Source organism: Actinomadura sp. 6N118, from assembly GCF_044326415.1.
Classification (GTDB): Bacteria; Actinomycetota; Actinomycetes; order Streptosporangiales; family Streptosporangiaceae; genus Spirillospora.
Genome location: NZ_JBIRAZ010000002.1, coordinates 75,291 through 93,646 on the forward strand (window position 1 = coordinate 75,291; position 18,356 = coordinate 93,646).

Sequence of the window (18,356 nt, forward strand, 5' to 3'; positions counted from 1 at the left end):
GAGTCGGTAGTTTCTGGCAAATGCTGAAGGGTCGGAAGCGGGTGACGGCTGCGGTCGTTGCGTCCACAGGGGTCGTCGCGGCTGGTGCCGGGGCGGTGGCGTACGCGCAGCAGGAGCCGGAGACCCGGACCGTCGAGACCGTCTCAAGCGTTGAGATCAGCGCTGCGGACGCGACCGCGACGGAGCGGTACTGGACCCCGCAGCGGCTGGCCAAGGCCACACCGGTGGGGGCGAAGGACGGTGCGAGCGGGCAGGCGACCACGCTGGCCGCCAAGTCGAAGGCGTTCGGGGGCGTGCCCTCGATCGGTGCGCTGTTCTTCAACAACGGGCGGGGCGACCACTACTGCACCGCGAGCGTTGTCAAGAGCTACTCCAAGAGACTGCTGATGACGGCCGCGCACTGTATCCACGGCGGCAAGGGCGGACGGTACGCGACCAAGATCGCGTTCGTGCCGAAGTACGACCGCGGCAAGCGGCCGTACGGGACGTGGACGGCCAAGAGGCTCGTCGTCACGCAGCGCTGGATCCGCTACGGCGACGCCGACCTGGACTTCGGCATCATCGCCCTCAACCCGCGCGCCGGACGGAAGATCGAGAACGTCGTGGGCGGCAACAGCCTCGCGATCAACAAGGGCGCCGGGCGCAAGGTGAACGTGGCTGGCTACCCGCGCATCGTCTGGGACCGCCGCGACCGGCCGATCTACTGCATCACCACGACGCGCAAGCACTCCCGCTTCCAGCTGCGGATGGACTGCTCAGGCTTCCACGGCGGTACGAGTGGCAGCCCCTGGCTGCTGAACTACAACACCCGTACCCGGACCGGCTCCATCAACGGAGTCATCGGCGGCTACCAGGGCGGCGGCAACGTCCACTACATCTCGTACTCGCCGTACTTCGACAAGGACGTCTACAACCTTCGTTCCTGGGCCGACAAGAACGCCTGAGCTGGTTACCTGGGCCCTTAGATGCCCGCCAGAACCACATCGACGCCTGCTCCGGCCGCCGGCCGCCGACCCACCGGTGCATGTGGCCGCGGGGCGTGGGACATAAGGCATGAGCACATAGGGCATGAGCGCCGACGGGTTCGTCGTCGGCGCTCACATGGTGGTTGGTCGTTATGGCCGGAGGTGCTGGTCTCTCCGTCAGTTGCTGAGGTCGATGGGGTTTACGCCCTTCGGCCGGAAGCCGAGAGTCTGGCCGTAGAAGGCGAGCTCTGACTCCAGGCAGGTGATGGTGGTCTCGGCGCGGCGGAAGCCATGGGATTCGCCCTCGAACGTCATGTAGGCGTAAGGGGTCTTCTCGCCGGCCAATGCGGCGGCGAAGCGTTCCGACTGGTCTGGGGGTACGACCGGGTCGTCCAGACCCTGGAGGAGCAGGACGGGGCACGCCGTACGCTCGGCGTGGTTGAGCGGCGAACGCTCCTCGTACGCCCGCTCGTATCCGGGCAGGGGGCCGATGAGCCCGAAGAGATACTGCGACTCGAAGTCGTGCGTGGACGAGACGAAGCTCTGCAGGTCGCTGATGCCGTAGTACGACGTCGCGGCCTTGAAGAGGTCGGTCTGGGTCACGGCGGCCAGGGTCGTCCAGCCGCCTGCGCTGCCGCCTCGGATGGCCAGGCGTCCAGGGTCGGCTATGCCGCCGTCGATGAGTGCCTGTGCGGCGGCGATGGCGTCCTCCACGTCCACGACGCCCCATTGACGCCGCAGACGTTCACGGTAGGCGCGGCCATAGCCAGTCGAGCCGCCGTAGTTGACATCGACGACGCCGATGCCGCGACTGGTGAAGAAGGCGCGTTCCAAGCTGAGCACTTTGGACGAACGAGACGTCGGCCCGCCGTGCACGAAGACCACGTACGGCGGAAGCTCGTTTTCGGGTGCCGCGGCATCGGGGTTGGAGGGCGGGTAGATGTGCGCGTGCACGGGCCGTCCGAACGGCCCCTCCAGCTGCTCACTGCGTGGCTTCGGCAGATAGGCGGCGTCGGGGACTTCGGCCACCTCGCGCCGCAGACCCTCGACCCGGCCCGTGGTGGTGTCGATGCGGACGACCGACGAGGGCACGGTGGCGCCACCGGCGATGCCGACGACCGTGGTGCCGTGCGCCGAGAGCGCCAGCTGCCAGTCGTCGTACGGCACCTCCAGATCGATGAGCTCCAGCGTCTCCGGGTCGTAGATGCCCAGGCGCTGGTCACCTTCACCGTGCAGGACCGCGAGGCGCCCGTCCTCCAGCAGCGCGTACGGCATGCCGCCGAGCTGCCAGAGAGGCCCGGCGAACTCCTCCTCGGCCGGATACAGCGCCTGCGGCGACTCCCCGTACAGCCCGACCTGGTAGATGTTCCACCAACCGGGCCAGTCGGAGATCACGTACAGGCTGCTGTTGTCCCGCCACAGCGGCGCGACCACCGACTCCGTGAGACCGCCCTTGACCGTGCGGGGTGCGACGGCCTTGCCCTCCTCGATGACGGCGACGCGTACCTCGGTGCCGTCCCAGGGCATGCGCGGGTGGCTCCACTGCACCCAGGCGAGGTGACCGCCCGAGGGCGACGGCGCGGGGCTCGCGTAGAAGTGCGCGCCGCTGACCAGCTCACGGATGACCCCCGCGTCCTCGGCGCCGCTCCCGTCCAGCGGCACGGCGACGATCGCGCGGCGGATCCCGTCCGGGGTGTGGCCCTCGCAGACGCACCAGACCTCGGTCGCGTCCGGCGACAGTACGTAGTCCGCGTAGCGGAGCCCGCCCGGCAACGCCGGCTCCGGCGTCAGCGGACGCGGCTTGGCATCACCCGGGTCGAGCCGGTGCAGCCGCTGGTCCTCGTAGTTGGAGAACACGATCGCGTGACCGTTGCCGGTGCGGACCGGCAGGTATGACCGCCCGCCGTATTCGTGCACACGTGTCCGCGCGTCCCACGGGGTCTGGAGAAGCTCGGTGCGGTGACCGCCCTGGAGATGGATGACCGTGGTTCGCCCGCCCTCCTCAGGTCTCGTCTCCTGCCACCACACATCGCTGTTGTGAACGGTGGGAAAACTGAGCCGGCGCCGGGCACGAGCGACATCGGCGGCGGAGATGGGGGAGGGCCAGGAGCCGTAGGGAAGGGTCACACGAGCGGTCATATGCGAATCGTCCCGCATACGGGGATCGGTTGGGCGATGAACGAGGAGTTGAATTCGGAAAGATACACGCCGCTCAACGGGGAGGTCTTCAGGCGCCGACCGCCTCCGGGACGGTGGCCCTCAGCAGGGACTTGATCTCGCGTACGGCGGCCCGTCCCGCCCGGTTCGCCCCGATCGTGCTCGCGGACGGCCCGTACCCCAGAAGGTGGATCCGGGGATCGTCCGCCACCCGCGTCCCGTCCATCCGGATGCCCCCGCCGGCCCCCCGCAGCCGCAGCGGCGCCAGATGATCGAGAGCCGCCCGGAACCCGGTGGCCCACACAATGACGTCCACCCCCAACCTGCTTCCGTCCGCCCATTCGACCCCCTCAGGGACCACCCGCTCGAACATCGGCCTGCGGTCCAGCACCCCACGGGCCCTCGCGGCCCGTACCTCCTCGGTCAACAGCAACCCGGTCGCGCTCACGACGCTCCCAGGCGGCAACCCCTGCCGCACCCGTTCCTCGACCCTGGCCACCGCCGCGTGCCCGTCGAACGGCCCGTCCACCCACACAGGCTCCCGCCGCGTCACCCACGTGGTCTCCGCCGCCAACGGCGCGATCTCCATCAACGCCTGCGTCCCCGAAGCGCCCCCGCCCACGACCAGCACCCGCAACCCGGCAAACTCATCAGGCCCCCGATAGTCAACCGTATGCATGTGCCGCCCCCGGAAGCTCCCCATGCCCCGCATGAACGGCCAGAACGGCCGATCCCACGTCCCCGTAGCGTTGATCAACGCCCGCGCCGCATGAACGCCCTCAGAGCTCTCCACCACCAACCGCCCACCGGCATCCCGCACCGCGGTCACATCAACGGGCCGCCGCACATCAAGCCCAAACTCCCGCTCATACCGCGCGAAGTATTCCGACACGACCTCGGACGCCGGCCGTTCCGGATCACGGTCCTCCAACGGCATCCCCGGCAGGTCATGGATGTTGTGCGCCGTCCCCAACGTCAACGTCGGCCACCGAAACTGCCAAGCCCCACCAGCCCGCGGCGCATGATCCAACATCACGAAGTCAAGCCCGCTCCGCCGCAAAAAGTACCCAGCAGACAACCCGGCCTGCCCAGCCCCGACCACCACCACATCCACGTCCCGAGTCACGTCATCCCAGAACCCCTTCAACCGCGCGAGGATTCCCGGCCGGGCTCCGTCAACTCCACCGCAGGGCCGCCACGCACGCTGCTCACATGGCCGCGTGGAAGCCCGCCGTCCGTCACGGCCAGCCCCGCCGAACGTCCAGACCTATCTCGGGGAGACGTTTCGGAGACGGCGCGGAGACGGCGCGACGACATTGCTGAGACGGGCCCCTGTTTTGGTATTCCCATCGCTCGAGATCGACGAGAAGGAAAAGAGGGGATCACATGATTCTCACGCGTGGAGCAGTCACACTTGCCATCGCTGCGTCCGCCGTGGCCTTGGCGGCGCCCGCCTCGGCCAACGCTGCGGAGGCCCCCGCAAAGACCGCTGCCGCCCTCGCGCAGCCCACAAGCCCCGCAAAGCCTACGACGGCCGCGATCACATCAGTCGCCGAAGTTCGGCAAGGTGCCCTGCGCGTCGCGAAGTGCAAGGCGTACAAAGCAAAGCCGAAGAAGCACTGGAGCGGAAAGCTCAGGGGAGGATTCTCCGACTGCCGTCCCAATCGCATCATGTGGAACCACAGGATCGTCGTCGAGTGCCGGGCGCTCAACGACAGGCTCTACATCAAGCGAGGGACGATCGTAGGCGGCTACAGCGTCTCAGGCCCGGTCTACTGCAATCGGAACTACGACAAACTGCACCGCATGTACGTGCAGCAGTGGTCTGATAACTAGAGCAGCCGCTGAGTGCAAACAGAGAGGGCGCCACCGGAATCCGGTGGCGCCCTCTCTGTTTGCACGGCGGTGTGGAGGTCAGATGCCACCAGCGGCGCCAGCCTCCCCGGTGGCTTGTCCGGTGACGGACATGCCCGGGGCGGGGGCGGGGCCACCGGCGCCCATGGCGGGGGCGCTGGTCTTCTTGCTACGCCGGGACCGGCGCTCCAGCCTGTTGGCCACGTAACTCAGCGCCATGTTGATCGCGATGTAGACCATCGTGATGACGATGGCCGCCGGGATCAGGTTGTTGAAGTTGTTCGGCAGGATGCGGAAGCCCTGGTTGAGCAGGTCCGGGTAGGCGATGATCCAGCCCAGCGCGGAGTCCTTGAGCAGGACCACCAGCTGGCTGACGATGGCCGGCATCATCGCGGTGGTGGCCTGCGGGACCAGGATGAGCCGCATGACGCCGTTCTTGCGCAGCCCGATGGCGTAGGCCGCCTCGGTCTGGCCCTTTGGCAGCGACAGGATGCCCGAACGGAAGATCTCGGCGAGCACCGCGCCGTTGTAGAGAGTCAGCCCGATGACGACCGCGGCGAATGCGCTGACCTGAGGAAATTCGCGGTTCAGTCCGTTGGCGATCGTGGATGGACCAGAGAACACGAAGAAGATCAGCAGCAGCAACGGGATGGCGCGGAAGAACTCGACGATCGACGCGCTGGGAACGCGGAGCCACCAGTGGTCCGACAGTCGCCCCAGGCCGAAGATCACTCCGAAGAGCAGGGCCAGGACCGCGCCGACGAGCGCGGCCTTCAGCGTGCCCCACAGGCCCGGGAAGATGAAGTCGGTCCAGGTTGACCACTTGATGAATGGTTCCCAGAGCTTGCCCTGGAACTGGTCGGCGTCGGCGAGTCTGGCCAGGATCACGTACACGATCCCGAGCAGCACGACGGCGCCGACGAAGGTGAGGATGTTGTTGCGTAGCCGGGCCTTCGGGCCGGGCGCGTCGAAGAGGACGGAGGCTTCTTTCGCCTTCGCCGCCTTGGGGGTCTTGCGCGGGGCGGCCTCGGTGACGGCGCTCATCGGGCCACCGCCAGCCGCTTGCTGAGCCAGCTCACGAAGAGACCGGCGGGCAGTGTGAGGATCATGAACCCGGCCGCAAAGCCCAGGAAGACCGGCAAGGTGGCTCCGTGGTCATCGAACATTTGCTTCATTACCCCGGCCGACTCGATGTAGCCCGCGACGAGCACCACAGTGGTGTTCTTGATCATGGCGATCATGACACTGCCCAGCGGTGCGATGACTGACCGGAAGGCCTGCGGCAGGATGATCATCCGCAAGGACTGGGTGAACGTCAGCCCGATGGCCCGGGCGGCCTCGGCCTGGCCCATCGGGACAGTGTTGATGCCCGAGCGCAGCGCCTCGCAGACGAAGGCCGCCGTATAGGCCGACAGGCCGAAGACCGCCAGCCAGTAGGCATTCAGGCTCGTGGTCTCGGAGATGCGGATCCTGAGCGTGTCGCTGAGCCCCAGGCTGACGAAGACGAGGATGAGGGTCAGCGGGGTGTTCCGGAGGGTGTTGACATAGAAAGTGCCTGCACCGCGGAGCACCGGGGTGGGCGACACCCGCATGGCAACCAGGATTGTGCCGAGGATCAGGGACAGCACCCCGGTCATCAGCGACAGCCGGATGGTCGCCCAGAACCCCTTCAGCACCACGTCGCCGTCCTTGGCGAACGGGCTGAAGTCGATGAGAACGTCCCAGTTCATTACGTGAGGTCCTTTAGCCGACGCCGGTGAGCCCGACAGGACTCACCGGCGTGCGGACACGTCGAAGGCGGATGCTGGATCAGGAGCAACCCTCGGCGGGCGGCTGCTTGGCGTCGAACGGCAGCTTCGCGGGACCGAACCACTTCTCCCACAGCTGCTTGGCCGTGCCGTCCGAGTACATCTCCGTGATGGCCTTGTTGACGGCCTCGCAGCCCTTGGTGTCGCCCTTCTTGATACCGATGCCGTACTTCTCATCGGTGAACGGGGCGTTGACGACCTTGACCTTGTCACCCTCGGCGAGCGCGTAGCCGGCGAGGATGGTGGCGTCGGTGGAGACAGCGTCCACGGCATTGGTCTTGAGCTTCTGGATGCACTCCAGGTAGGCCTGTGCCGGAACGAGCTCGGCGGCCGCCTTCTCCTTCTTGAGGTTGGTGCCCTCGGTGATGTTCTTCCAGGAGTTGGAGCCCGCGACCTGGCAGAGCTTCTTGCCCTTGAGGTCGGCCATCGTCTTGATCGAGTTGTCGTTCCCGCGGACCATGATGTCCTGGTGGGTGACGATGTACGGGCCGCCGAAGGTCACCTTGGGCTTGCGCGCCTCGGTGATCGAGTACGTCGCGACGATCATGTCGACCGTGCTGTTGGCCAGGAAGGACTCACGGTTCGCCGAGCGGGCCTCCTTGAAGGTGACCTTGGTGGCGCCGATCTTCTTGCCGATGTAGTTGGCGACGTCGACGTCGAAGCCCTCGAAGCCGGAGCCCTTCTGCAGGCCGAGGCCCGGCTGGTCGGCCTTCACACCGACGACGAGTTCCTTCTTGCCATCGATGGTGCTGTCCTTCTTCTCGCTGCACCCGGTCGCCACCATTGACACAGCGGCGACGGCCGCGAATGCGACCCCGTAGTTGCGAACGCGCATGCTTGTGTCTACCTCTTCTTCCCTGACGGAGCCCCAGCGGCTCAGTGCGTGAGGATCTTGGAAAGGAAGTCCTTCGCGCGCTCGGTGCGCGCGTTGGTGAAGAACTCGTCGGGAGTGCTCTCCTCGACGATCTGGCCGTCCGCCATGAACACGACCTTCTGCGCGGCCCGGCGGGCGAAGCCCATCTCGTGGGTGACCACGATCATGGTCATTCCATCGTGTGCCAGGCCGGTCATGACGTCGAGCACTTCCTTGACCATTTCCGGGTCAAGGGCCGAGGTGGGCTCGTCGAACAGCATCACCTTGGGCTTCATTGCCAGCGCGCGGGCGATCGCGGCGCGCTGCTGCTGGCCGCCGGAGAGCTGGGCGGGGTACTTCTGGGCCTGGTTGGCGATGCCGACCCGCTCCAGAAGCTCCATCGCGTACTTCTCGGCCTCCTGCTTGCCCATCTTGCGGACCTTGATCGGCCCGAGCGTGACGTTCTCCAGGATCGTCTTGTGGGCGAACAGGTTGAACGACTGGAACACCATGCCGACGTCCGCGCGGAGCCGGGCGAGGTCCTTGCCCTCCTCGGGCAGCTTCTTCCCGTCGACCAGGATCGTGCCGTCGTCGATGGGCTCCAGGCGGTTGATCGACCGGCAGAGGGTCGACTTGCCACCGCCCGAGGGGCCGATCACGACGACGACCTCACCGCGCTGGATCGTGAGATTGATGTCCTTGAGAACGTGCAATTCACCGAAGTGCTTGTTGACGCTCTCGAGCACGACGAGGGGGCCGCCGCCCGGGATGTCATCCTGGGCCCCGCTGTCGTCCTTGCTCAGCTCAGGCCCAACTCCGCTGTCCGTCATGGGCCCGGACTTTACGTCATCATTAGCAATGAAAAACCCTCGGAGCGGTACCGATCCGATCACGAATCCCCACGTCGGCGGCACGTTCGGCGCACACGGCGGGCGCCCGCGGCCACCGTCCTGGTCACGGGGTTGTCTCAGATGGTGATCACGTTGTTATCACTCAGTGATCAATGGTCACGCCGGGTGACGGCCGGTCAACTCATGATCGATATTGGCCGCCGAATTCATGATCGTTTCCCTCGATGACTCCTGATCGACTCGCGCGGGGACCCTGCCTTGCCGCGTACGCTTGGTGACTGTCATGAGTGCGCCTATGGAGATCGGCCCCCGCACGTACGAGATCCGTACCTACGGGTGCCAGATGAACGTCCACGACTCGGAGCGGCTGTCGGGCCTCCTCGAGAACGCCGGCTATGTCCGCGCCGAGGACGCAGAGCCCGATGTCGTCGTGTTCAACACCTGTGCCGTACGGGAGAACGCGGACAACCGGCTCTACGGCAACCTCGGCCACCTGCGGCCCGTCAAGGACGGCCACCCGGGCATGCAGATCGCCGTCGGCGGCTGCCTGGCCCAGAAGGACCGCGACACGATCGTCAAACGGGCGCCCTGGGTTGACGTGGTCTTCGGCACCCACAACATCGGCTCCCTGCCGGTGCTCCTGGAACGTGCTCGCATTCAGGAGGAGGCGCAGGTCGAGATCGAAGAGTCCCTGGTGACCTTCCCCTCGACGCTTCCGACCCGCCGCGAGTCGCCGTACGCCGCGTGGGTGTCGATCTCCGTCGGCTGCAACAACACCTGCACGTTCTGCATCGTGCCGTCGCTGCGCGGCAAGGAGAAGGACCGCCGGCCGGGCGAGATCCTGGCCGAGATCGAGGCCCTGGTCGCGGACGGCGTCCACGAGATCACCCTTCTCGGGCAGAACGTCAACGCCTATGGCTCGGGCTTCGGCTCGCTCGCCACAGCGCCGGAAGAGGTCCGCGAGATGACAGCGGGCGGCCAGTCGGCGTTCGCCGGGCTGCTGCGTGCCTGCGGCGACATCGAGGGGCTCGAACGGGTGCGCTTCACCTCGCCGCACCCCAAGGACTTCACCGACGACGTGATCGCCGCCATGGCCGAGACGCCGAACGTGATGCCGTCGCTGCACATGCCCCTGCAGTCGGGGTCTGACCAGGTGCTCAAGGCCATGCGCCGCTCGTACCGCCAGGAGCGGTACCTCGGGATCATCGAGAAGGTCCGCGCAGCGATCCCGGAGGCGGCGATCACCACCGACATCATCGTGGGCTTCCCGGGGGAGACCGAGGAGGACTTCGAGCAGACCCTCCACGTCGTACGGGAGGCGCGGTTCTCGTCGGCGTTCACGTTCCAGTACTCCAAACGCCCCGGCACGCCGGCCGCCACCATGGACGGCCAGATCCCCAAGGCGATCGTGCAGGAGCGGTACGAGCGGCTGGTCGCCCTCCAGGAGGAGATCTCCTGGGCCGAGAACAAGAAGCAGCTCGGCCGGACCCTGGAGGTCCTGGTCGCCGAGGGCGAGGGCCGTAAGGACGGCGCCACGCGGCGCCTGTCCGGACGTGCGCCCGACAACCGCCTGGTGCACTTCCAGGCGCCGGACGAGCCGGTTCGGCCGGGTGACATGGTCACGGTCGAGGTGACGTACGCGGCGCCGCATCACCTGGTGGCCGACAAGCCCGCGCAGTCCATCCGCCGCACCCGCGCCGGTGACGCGTGGGAGGCCCGCCAGGGTCGTCCCAAGGGCGTCACGTTGGGCATGCCGTCCATCGGTCGCCCGGCTCCCGCACCGCAGGCCACATCCGCCTGCTCCGCCCACCCATAGGTTGCGCTGCCACGACTTGCGCTGCCACAACCTGCGCCGCCACAACGCCGCCGCGCGACCGCCGGGAGCACGCGATCCGCGGTGGCCGGGCGGTCCGCGACGGCCGGGCGGTCCGCGAGGCTGTCCTGGTCAGGCCCTGGGCGGAGTACCGGGGCCCGTTGGCGGTGGCGTGCCGGTGTCCTTCGGCTTCGTACCGTCGATGTACTCCGTGGCCTTGTCTTGTGCCGTGTCGACCTTGTCGGCGTACTTGCCGCCTGTCTTCTTGTCGACCATGTCACCGGCCTTGCCGACCGCGCCCTTGGCCTTGTCGCCGTGGCCGCCGAGCATTTCCTTAACCTTGTCGACGATGGACATCTACTTCCCCCCGATCCCTCGTCCCACGGCATCGTCCGGCTCCCGTACGACGCCCGTACGCCCCGACCCCTACCCAATTCGTTGCCAGAATTAAGCCTGTGACCTCACCAAACGTCATCGCCGTCGTAGGGCCGACCGCCGCCGGCAAGTCCGATCTCGCCGTGGACCTCGCGCTGCGCCTGGGCGCCGAGGCGGTCAACGCCGACTCGATGCAGTTCTACCGGGGCATGGACATCGGCACCGCGAAGCTCACCCCGGCCGAGATGCGCGGCGTCCCGCACCATCTGCTCGACCTCTGGGACGTGACGGTGGCCGCCAGCGTCGCCGAATTCCAGCGGCTCAGCGCCGAGGTGATCGGCGAGATCCACGGTCGCGGCCGGATTCCCGTGCTGGTCGGGGGTTCAGGACTGTACGTACGCGCCGCGCTCGATCATCTGGAGTTTCCGGGCACAGATCCGGCCGTACGGGCGCGGCTGGAGGAGGAGTTGGCGGCGGTGGGCTCCGGCGTTCTGCACGAACGGCTGCAGCGCAGCGACCCCAAGGCCGCGGAGGCGATCCTGCCGAGCAACGGGCGGCGTATCGTCCGCGCACTGGAGGTCATCGAGATCACGGGACGCCCCTTCACCGCCACCATGCCCGAACACCGCTACCGGTACGACGCCGTGCAGATCGGACTCACCGTGCCGCGCCCCGAACTGGACGAGCGCATCGCGCTGCGCGTGGCGCGGATGTGGGAGGCCGGGCTGGTGGACGAGGTGCGCAAGCTTGAACGAGAGGGGCTCCGGGACGGTCTCACCGCCGGGCGGGCCCTCGGATATGCCCAGGTGTTGCGGTACTTGGCGGGGGAGTGGACGGAGGATCAGGCGAAGGAGGAGACGGTCCGGGCCACGAGGCGTTTCGCGCGGCGCCAGGAGTCGTGGTTCAGACGCGATCCGCGGGTCCACTGGCTGCCGTACGACGCGCCCGACCTCCTTGATCAGGCCTTGGCCCTGACGCGACCGGCGACCTGAGCCAATACGATCGGGAGATGCGCTTCCTCAAGGGCCACGGGACCGAGAACGACTTCGTGATCTTGCCGGATGCCGACGGCGGGCTCGAACTGACCCCTGGGATCGTCGCCCGCCTCTGCGACCGGCGCGCGGGCATCGGGGCGGACGGGGTGTTGCGCGTCGTACGGACGAAGACCGCCGGTGACCCTGCCGCGGAGGCCTTGGCCGGAGACGCCGAGTGGTTCTTGGACTACTGGAACGCCGACGGCGGCATCGCGGAGATGTGCGGCAACGGCGTGCGCGTGTTCGCCCGGTATCTGGTCGACGCGGGCCTCGCGGCGCCCGGAGAGTGGAATCTGGCCACCCGCGCCGGACTGCGACGCGTGACGGTGGGCGTGAGCGGCGACGTGAGCGCGGACATGGGACCGCCCGTCCACCAGGGCGCCGGTGAAGCCGCTGTCGACGGACGCCCGTACGCGGGAGAGCGCGTCTCCATGGGCAACCCGCATCTGGCCTGCCGCATCGACGAGCCGGTCGCCACGCTCGACCTGACCCGCGCACCGGACTTCGACCCCGAGGCCTTCCCTGAGGGGGTCAACGTCGAGTTCTTCCGGCCGGTGGGGGACAACCACCTGGAGATGCGGGTCTACGAGCGCGGCTCGGGCGAGACCCGTTCCTGCGGCACCGGCACGGTGGCGGTCGCAGCGGCGGCGGCGCTCGGCTCCGCAGCCCCGGTCGATGGCAAGCTCCCGCAGGGCGAGTGGATCGTCGACGTCCTGGGCGGCCGTCTCACTGTCACCTTCGACGGACAGACCAGCTACCTCAAGGGCCCGGCCGTCCTGGTGGCCGAGGGCGAGATCCGCCAAGACTGGCTCACAGCCACCTGACCCGCGCCTGTCGCGGGATCAGCGGGGGTCGAAACGTTCGATGAAGGGTTTCACGCCGGTGCCTTGGACCCCGACCGCCCACATCGAGCGGGTGCCCGGGATGGCGACCATGTCCTGGGCCTCTACGAAGCCGATGCTCGTGTCGCGCATGGGGCCGAGCAGCCTGCCCCACTCCGTCCCGTTCCAGTGCAGGTAACCGGTCCGGCCGCTTCCCACGCTCTCGCCGAGCGCGGGGAGCCATACGCCGCCGTTCCGGTCGGATACGAGCGAGCCCCCGTACGGCATCGGGAACATCCCGTACCGCGGAACGCTCGTCGCCTTCGTCCACACATCACCGTCCAGCCGGAAGAGTTGCTGCTGGCTCGACCCTCCGCCGACGTACGCCCAGACCTCATTGCGCGAGACCGGCAAGATGTCCATCGATCCCCAGGAGGGCACGGTCGAGCCGGGCATGCTCTGCCTGGTCCAGCTCCTCCCGTCCCAATGGAAGGTGAACGATTCGCCGCCCGAGGAAGGTCCCGCTGCTCCCACCCACACGTCCCAAGGCGAACGTACGGCGATGGTGACCAGCTGGGAGCCTTCCGGCAGCGTGGGGGACGCCTTGCGCACCCAGGCGCCGTGTTCGAAGCGCAGTACGGAGGACTGGCCGGCCGCGGGGCCCTCGGAGAGAACGGCCCACGCGGTGCCGCCCGGCTCGGCGCTGACCGCTGGGGGCGACGAGATGCCTCCGGTGCCTGTCCTGGGAAGCGGCGCCTCCCGCCAGCGGAACCCGTTCCAGTAAAGCCCGACCGGAAGTTGCTCGCGGTGCGTGAGCCCGACTACCCAGGCGCCGTAGGGGCTCGCCGCGGCCACGTCCAGGTACCAGGTCCACTTGATCGGCGGAACGTCCTTGTGGAGCCATTCCCGGCCGTTCCAGTGCAGTGCGGTCGTGACTTCTTTGTCTTGCCATGAGTGCTGCCCGAACGCGAACGCGTGGTGCGGCGTGGGCGCCGCCACGCCGAACAGCTGCGGGGCGGTGTCGGAGGGGATCGGCACGTCGTTCCACTGGCCCGTGGGTGGCGCCGCCTGTGTCGTGGCGGAGGCGGATGCGGTTCCGCCAAGCGCGGTTCCGCCAAGCGCGGAGCCGGCTCCGGCCGCCAGGGCGAGTGTGAGGGCGCGACGTCGAGTGATGGGGTCGGCGAGCGAGGACACGATGTGCTGTGCGGACACGATGACTCCTCGGTGCGCGGAGGGACGATCAAACCGCGATTAACTATGCCACCATCTGCTGGCATAGTCAGGAGGTGTTGCGGCTTTTGTCATCAACTGAGGAAAACTGATCGGTATTTATAGAGGCCAGAGGGGTTGTGCACGTTCGTCCCGGAAAGACCGGGACAGATGTCCCTCACTGGCGGGACCCTGCGGGGCTTAACTTCGGTCTTGCACACCTCCTGGTGGAAAGGCCCGCACGGGTCCGGGATGGGAGCCCCGGCACCGCAGCGGAGCCCGGGGGCCGGTGGCGACCTTCTTGGCGGGGGGCGGTCACCGGCCCTCATGCATGAGGGGTGCATCCTCTTCCGCCGTGGTCCCGCTTCCGCTGTTACCCCTGCGGGATCACGGCGGTAAAGGATTCCCTTGTACGCGCTCTGGCGCGGGTCACGGGGGGATTGGGAGGCGGGCACTGACTACGGTGCCGCCGTTAGGGGCCGGGCCCACTGAGCAGGAGCCGCCCAGTTCTGCGGCGCGTTCGCGCATCGAGGACATGCCGATGCCGGAACGGACGTCCGGGGGAAGGCCCACGCCGTCGTCTCCGACGGTGACGTGGAGGTCGCCGTTCATGTTGAGATGCACGACGGCAGCGCGGGCCTTGGCGTGTCTGTGCACGTTCGTGAGGGCCTCTTGGACGATGCGGTAGGCGGCGACCTCGGCGGCGGCGGGGAGGCTGGACAGGTCGCCTTCAACGTGGACGTCGACGCGGGGGCCGTCCTCCGTGGAGACCACACCGCCCAGTGCGCGGATGGCACCTGCAAGCCCGAGGTCGTCCAGCGCAGGCGGGCGCAGGTCGTAGACGAGGTCGCGGATGTCGCCGATCGTGCGACCCATGGTGGAGCGGAGGTCTTCCAGAAGGGCGTCCACGGCTTCCGGGTCGCGTTTGAGGGTGATGCGTGCCGCGTCCACGGTCATCGCCAGGCTGGCCAGCGTCGGGCCCAGGCCGTCATGCAGGTCGCGGCGCAGACGGCGGCGTTCCTCTTCGCGGGTACGCAGGATGCGTTCACGGGAGCGCTGCACGTCGGCGGCCAGCCGCGCCGCGTTCGCCAGCTCGGCGAGGTTGCAGGCCAGGATCGAGGCGAGGCGGAGATCGGGCGTGCGGCGGCGGGAGAAGATCAGGCGCCCGACGGGCTCACCGTGCCAGACGAGGGGGATCACCTCGGGGCGCTCTTCCATCTTGCCGCTGTCCGCGGTGACCGCGCGGCCGTCCCGGTCGAGCACCTCGATGATGACGCCGTTCGCGCGCAGCGCCTCCCGTACGGCCTCGGCGGCCACGGCCAGCGCGGCGGCGGGGTCGGAGGCGGCCTGAAGACGCCGGTTGATCCCGTCGGCGAGCCGGTACGGGTCGCGTTCACCGTGCAGGAGGCGGTCGACCGCGCGCTGGAGCCGCCGCCGCGCGGGTTCGAAGACCGCCCCCGCCGCGATCGCGCCGGCGAGCCCGGCCAGCGACCCATGGTCGGCGACGAGCAGGCTGGTCGCTCCGACCAGCGCGAAGTAGACGCCCGTGATCACGATGACGAGGCCGGCGTACACGAGGGTGCGGTTGATGACGACGTCGATGTCGTACAACCGGTACCGGGTGATGGCGATCGCGATGCAGATCGGGACCGCCGCGATCGTGGTGTTGCGGATCGGGTCGCCGATCGGGGTGACCTCGCCGACCCAGATGATCGCCTGTCCGAGGACGCCCGGGTAGATGACCCAGCCGATCTGCCGCCGTACGTCGGGCGGCGACTTCACGAATCGGACGACCATCGACACCATGCTCAGCAGGAGCGTGCCGACGATCACCGTGCTGATGGGCCACGGGACGTCCTGCAGCGGATAGACCGAGACGCCGTGGTGGAAGCGCCGCGCCTCCGGGTCGACCGTCAGGTGCACGCAGACGATCAGCGGAATCGCGCAGGCCAGCGCCAGCACCGGCCGGAAGTGGCGGGAGACCAGCCGCCCGTCCGGGAAGATCAGCGGCAGGACGAGGGTGAGGATGAACGTGTCGATCGCCCACAGCCAGTGGCTGAGCCAGAGGAAGAACCCGGCCCCGATCCAGCCGTGCTCGTCGAGCCAGGGTCCGAGATTGAGGGACAGCACGTACACCGACGCGCTGAACCCCGCCACGAGCATCACCCAGCCCACCCGGAGCCCGGGGCGATGCCGCAGCAGGAACGCGGCGACGGGCGTCCAGAAGAGCGCGATCACGATCTCCGGATGCCACCAGACCATCCGCCGGCGCTCGGGTATGTCCAGGCCGAGCAGCAGTGAGGCGAACACGACCAGTACCGCCGTCAGAGCGAGCAAGAGCCCACCCCGGGCGGCGGCCCGCTCGTCGTGCCTCACCGTGAGCATCCACGCTCCCCGAGTCAAAAAGTAATGGAATGGTAAAGCTTCCGGGTCATGTCCTGCGGGCGCAGGGGCGGCCGTCTCAGGACAACGGGACTGCGCGGAGTGGAGACTTGCCTCGTCACCAGCGTGTAACCGGGGTCACGCGGGGGCTGCAAAAAGGGGGAGATCGTCATGCGCGGGATGCTCGTACGTCGACGTGACTCTAGCCACACAGTGCGCCAACCTGCACCATCCGAGTCTTCGCCGGAGCTCCCCCAGGCGACCGCTGCGCTCTGGTGGGAACTGGACGTCAGTTCACGCTCACGTCCCGTACCACGTCTCAAAATAGCTGGACGTTGGTAATGCAGAGCCCACCACGTCATACAGCTGTGAGTTGGCAGCTCTGAGTTGGCCCCTGGCTGGGTAAAACCCGGTTAGGCGGGATTGGGGGTCAGCGTGGTGGAGGCGGCCAGCGAGCGGAGCCCTCGGCGGAAGTCATCCGGAGTGACGTCCCCCACGAGGAGGTATTGGAGCACGAAGCCCGGCAGCATGGCGAAGAGGGCTTTGCCGGCGGCGGTGCAGTCGGTGTCGGGCGGGACCATCCCGGCGTCGCGCAGGCGGCCCACGTACGCGATCCAGAGTGTGCGGACCGCGGTCATCCGGTCGCGGACGTAGGTGCCGAATTGTTCGTCGTACATAGCGAGGGCCCAGGCCTGGGGGGCGAGGCGGAGGTTTTCTCCGGGGCCGACCATGGTGACGATCTGTTCGGTCAGGCGGCCGACGGCGTCGTCCAGGGTCGGGACGGGGTCCTCTTCGAGGACCGCGGCGACGTAGACTGCCAGACTGCCGATGGTGCCGGAGGCCAGGGCCTCGATGATCTCGGTCTTGCTCTTGAAGTATCGGTAGACGGCCCCGGCGGAGAGGCCGGATTCGGCGAAGATGTCCTGCATGGACGTCTCGTGGAAGCCCTTGCGGATGAAGCAGGCCCGGGCGGCGTCAAGGATCTGCGCGCGGCGGCGTTCCAGGTGCTCTTCGCTGACTCGTGGCATGACCAAAATATAAAACGAGTATTCGTTCTCCACAAATCCGCCGCGCCGTACCGCCACCAGGGGGTGAAGTCGGCTCGGACCTGGATCCCCGTGCAGGTCCGAGCCGGCGCTTACAGCGCAGGCCAGCCGGTGCCTACAACGCAGATTCGAACCGGCGCCCACACCGCAGATCCGAACCGGCGCCTACAACACAGATCCGAACCGGTGCCCACACCGCAGGTCCGAACCGGCGCCTACACCGCAGGTCAGCCGGCGCCGGCGGGGAACGCCAGTTCGATGCCCTTGCGGTCGCTGGTGTAGCGGGCGTTCCACACGTACAGCTTGATGTCCTGGGTATCGAGGCTCTCGCTCACGGACAGGTCGGTGGCGACCCGGACGAGGTACGAGGCGCCCACGGGGATGAGCGTGTCGCCAGCGTCCTCGATGGGCGCCTGCGAGCCGTTCAGGCGTGCCGTCACCTTGCTGCGGTTGGGAAGCGTGCACATGTGTTGAGGGACGCCTGCCTGCGGCATGCAGCGCTCCTGTGCCGCTCTGGGCACTTCCCCGCGCGGCAGGAAGATGTCAGCGGGGAAGTCCAGCAGGACCGGGCGCTTCTGCGTGTTGGTGATGACGTACTCGGCGTACGCGTAGGTTGAGCCGGCCGGGGCCGGGGTGCTGTCGCTCAGCGGTTTGGAGTCCACGCCCGTCTTGGCGGCGGCGAGGCTGTAGGCGTAGCCCTCGGGAGTGGTGATGCTGAGCGCCGGACCGACCTTGGGCGCGGGTGTCGCCCCTGGAGCGTTGCCCTGGCTGGAGAGAGCCGGCGGCCTGTCAGCGGCCCCGTCGTCGCCGGGACTCAGAACGGGGCGGATGACGAGGATCCCGGCTGCCACGGCCGCTATGCCGGCCGCACCCGTGAGTGCGCCGGCCAAGCCGACCTTGCCCGCGCTGCTCTTCTTCCGGCGGCGGTGGGAGTGGTAGCTGTTGGACATGGTGTCGTGCTCCTCGGGCTCTCCAGCACAGTCCTCGGGCCCAGCTTCATGAAGCTCAGGCGCGTCGTCGGGCCTGCCTATAGCACAGGCGGGAGCATCATTGGACCTGCCTGCGGGCTCGAGCGCTCCGGACCCACCAGACCAGGCCCGATAGGCGCTCCCTGCCCCGGGGGCAGTCACCATAGCAGGGCATTCGGAATGGTCGTGGCGGGGCATTACCAAGGGTGATTAGACGGAA

The 18,356-nt window shown here is 67.9% G+C and carries 16 protein-coding genes; 5 read left to right on the top strand and 11 right to left on the bottom strand.

What is annotated here, in order from left to right:
* Nucleotides 1–20 precede the first annotated feature (20 nt).
* Nucleotides 21–944, top strand: a complete 924-nt coding sequence (locus tag ACH34W_RS04270; RefSeq protein ID WP_395959367.1) for a trypsin-like serine peptidase — start codon at nt 21–23, stop codon at nt 942–944.
* Between the two features lie 198 nt (nt 945–1,142).
* Here the strand turns inward: ACH34W_RS04270 and ACH34W_RS04275 are convergent, their stop codons facing one another.
* Together ACH34W_RS04275 and ACH34W_RS04280 are read right to left on the bottom strand one after the other, a co-directional pair.
* A complete protein-coding gene (locus tag ACH34W_RS04275; RefSeq protein ID WP_395959368.1) occupies nt 1,143–3,104 on the bottom strand; it encodes a prolyl oligopeptidase family serine peptidase in 1,962 nt (653 codons plus the stop codon).
* Nucleotides 3,105–3,192: 88 nt separating this feature from the next.
* A complete protein-coding gene (locus ACH34W_RS04280) occupies nt 3,193–4,236 on the bottom strand; it encodes an NAD(P)-binding domain-containing protein (protein ID WP_395960037.1) in 1,044 nt (347 codons plus the stop codon).
* Between the two features lie 272 nt (nt 4,237–4,508).
* Here ACH34W_RS04280 and ACH34W_RS04285 point away from each other — a divergent pair, with 272 nt between their 5' ends.
* The gene (locus ACH34W_RS04285; protein ID WP_395959369.1) at nt 4,509–4,958 is read left to right on the top strand and encodes a hypothetical protein; all 450 of its coding nucleotides are present in this window, start codon (nt 4,509–4,511) and stop codon (nt 4,956–4,958) included.
* Between the two features lie 78 nt (nt 4,959–5,036).
* Here the strand turns inward: ACH34W_RS04285 and ACH34W_RS04290 are convergent, their stop codons facing one another.
* The 4 genes from ACH34W_RS04290 to ACH34W_RS04305 all read right to left on the bottom strand — a co-directional run bounded on the left by ACH34W_RS04290 (nt 5,037) and on the right by ACH34W_RS04305 (nt 8,383).
* Nucleotides 5,037–6,020, bottom strand: a complete 984-nt coding sequence (locus ACH34W_RS04290; RefSeq protein WP_395959370.1) for an amino acid ABC transporter permease — start codon at nt 6,018–6,020, stop codon at nt 5,037–5,039.
* Nucleotides 6,017–6,706 carry an amino acid ABC transporter permease gene (locus ACH34W_RS04295; protein ID WP_395959371.1) on the bottom strand — a complete coding sequence of 230 codons (690 nt, stop codon included), beginning with the start codon at nt 6,704–6,706 and terminating at the stop codon, nt 6,017–6,019. The genes ACH34W_RS04290 and ACH34W_RS04295 overlap by 4 nt, the downstream gene beginning before the upstream one ends.
* Nucleotides 6,707–6,785: 79 nt before the next feature.
* A complete protein-coding gene (locus ACH34W_RS04300) occupies nt 6,786–7,619 on the bottom strand; it encodes a glutamate ABC transporter substrate-binding protein (RefSeq protein WP_395959372.1) in 834 nt (277 codons plus the stop codon).
* A gap of 41 nt (nt 7,620–7,660) precedes the next feature.
* Entirely contained in the window at nt 7,661–8,383 is a 723-nt protein-coding gene (locus ACH34W_RS04305; protein ID WP_395960038.1) for an amino acid ABC transporter ATP-binding protein, read from the bottom strand.
* 388 nt (nt 8,384–8,771) lie between these two features.
* Here ACH34W_RS04305 and miaB point away from each other — a divergent pair, with 388 nt between their 5' ends.
* Nucleotides 8,772–10,304, top strand: coding sequence for a tRNA (N6-isopentenyl adenosine(37)-C2)-methylthiotransferase MiaB (gene miaB, locus ACH34W_RS04310; RefSeq protein WP_395959373.1), 1,533 nt, complete (start codon nt 8,772–8,774; stop codon nt 10,302–10,304).
* A gap of 129 nt (nt 10,305–10,433) precedes the next feature.
* Here the strand turns inward: miaB and ACH34W_RS04315 are convergent, their stop codons facing one another.
* Nucleotides 10,434–10,658: an antitoxin gene (locus ACH34W_RS04315; RefSeq protein ID WP_395959374.1), complete on the bottom strand. Its 225-nt coding sequence runs from the start codon at nt 10,656–10,658 to the stop codon at nt 10,434–10,436.
* 98 nt (nt 10,659–10,756) lie between these two features.
* On the opposite strand from ACH34W_RS04315, the gene miaA reads away from it, so the two are divergent.
* Both miaA and dapF read left to right on the top strand, forming a co-directional pair.
* The gene (gene miaA / locus ACH34W_RS04320; protein ID WP_395959375.1) at nt 10,757–11,668 is read left to right on the top strand and encodes a tRNA (adenosine(37)-N6)-dimethylallyltransferase MiaA; all 912 of its coding nucleotides are present in this window, start codon (nt 10,757–10,759) and stop codon (nt 11,666–11,668) included.
* 17 nt (nt 11,669–11,685) lie between these two features.
* Nucleotides 11,686–12,534 carry a diaminopimelate epimerase gene (gene dapF / locus ACH34W_RS04325; protein ID WP_395959376.1) on the top strand — a complete coding sequence of 283 codons (849 nt, stop codon included), beginning with the start codon at nt 11,686–11,688 and terminating at the stop codon, nt 12,532–12,534.
* Nucleotides 12,535–12,552: 18 nt separating this feature from the next.
* On the opposite strand, the gene ACH34W_RS04330 is transcribed toward dapF, so the two are convergent.
* The 4 genes from ACH34W_RS04330 to ACH34W_RS04345 all read right to left on the bottom strand — a co-directional run bounded on the left by ACH34W_RS04330 (nt 12,553) and on the right by ACH34W_RS04345 (nt 18,118).
* On the bottom strand, nt 12,553–13,743 hold the full coding sequence (locus tag ACH34W_RS04330) for a hypothetical protein (RefSeq protein WP_395959377.1): 1,191 nt from the start codon (nt 13,741–13,743) through the stop codon (nt 12,553–12,555).
* Between the two features lie 426 nt (nt 13,744–14,169).
* Nucleotides 14,170–16,125, bottom strand: a complete 1,956-nt coding sequence (locus ACH34W_RS04335; protein ID WP_395959378.1) for a histidine kinase — start codon at nt 16,123–16,125, stop codon at nt 14,170–14,172.
* 410 nt (nt 16,126–16,535) lie between these two features.
* Entirely contained in the window at nt 16,536–17,150 is a 615-nt protein-coding gene (locus ACH34W_RS04340) for a TetR/AcrR family transcriptional regulator (protein WP_395959379.1), read from the bottom strand.
* Nucleotides 17,151–17,395: 245 nt separating this feature from the next.
* Nucleotides 17,396–18,118, bottom strand: a complete 723-nt coding sequence (locus tag ACH34W_RS04345) for a hypothetical protein (RefSeq protein ID WP_395959380.1) — start codon at nt 18,116–18,118, stop codon at nt 17,396–17,398.
* Nucleotides 18,119–18,356: the final 238 nt, after the last annotated feature.

What these genes read in the sequence shown, in the direction of transcription:
- ACH34W_RS04270 (WP_395959367.1), top strand. Translation starts at nt 21, where the DNA reads ATGCTGAAGGGTCGGAAGCGGGTGACGGCTGCGGTCGTTGCGTCCACA.
- ACH34W_RS04275 (WP_395959368.1), bottom strand. Translation starts at nt 3,104, where the DNA reads ATGACCGCTCGTGTGACCCTTCCCTACGGCTCCTGGCCCTCCCCCATC.
- ACH34W_RS04285 (WP_395959369.1), top strand. Translation starts at nt 4,509, where the DNA reads ATGATTCTCACGCGTGGAGCAGTCACACTTGCCATCGCTGCGTCCGCC.
- ACH34W_RS04290 (WP_395959370.1), bottom strand. Translation starts at nt 6,020, where the DNA reads ATGAGCGCCGTCACCGAGGCCGCCCCGCGCAAGACCCCCAAGGCGGCG.
- ACH34W_RS04295 (WP_395959371.1), bottom strand. Translation starts at nt 6,706, where the DNA reads ATGAACTGGGACGTTCTCATCGACTTCAGCCCGTTCGCCAAGGACGGC.
- ACH34W_RS04300 (WP_395959372.1), bottom strand. Translation starts at nt 7,619, where the DNA reads ATGCGCGTTCGCAACTACGGGGTCGCATTCGCGGCCGTCGCCGCTGTG.
- miaB (WP_395959373.1), top strand. Translation starts at nt 8,772, where the DNA reads ATGAGTGCGCCTATGGAGATCGGCCCCCGCACGTACGAGATCCGTACC.
- ACH34W_RS04315 (WP_395959374.1), bottom strand. Translation starts at nt 10,658, where the DNA reads ATGTCCATCGTCGACAAGGTTAAGGAAATGCTCGGCGGCCACGGCGAC.
- dapF (WP_395959376.1), top strand. Translation starts at nt 11,686, where the DNA reads ATGCGCTTCCTCAAGGGCCACGGGACCGAGAACGACTTCGTGATCTTG.
- ACH34W_RS04335 (WP_395959378.1), bottom strand. Translation starts at nt 16,125, where the DNA reads ATGCTCACGGTGAGGCACGACGAGCGGGCCGCCGCCCGGGGTGGGCTC.
- ACH34W_RS04340 (WP_395959379.1), bottom strand. Translation starts at nt 17,150, where the DNA reads ATGCCACGAGTCAGCGAAGAGCACCTGGAACGCCGCCGCGCGCAGATC.
- ACH34W_RS04345 (WP_395959380.1), bottom strand. Translation starts at nt 18,118, where the DNA reads ATGTCCAACAGCTACCACTCCCACCGCCGCCGGAAGAAGAGCAGCGCG.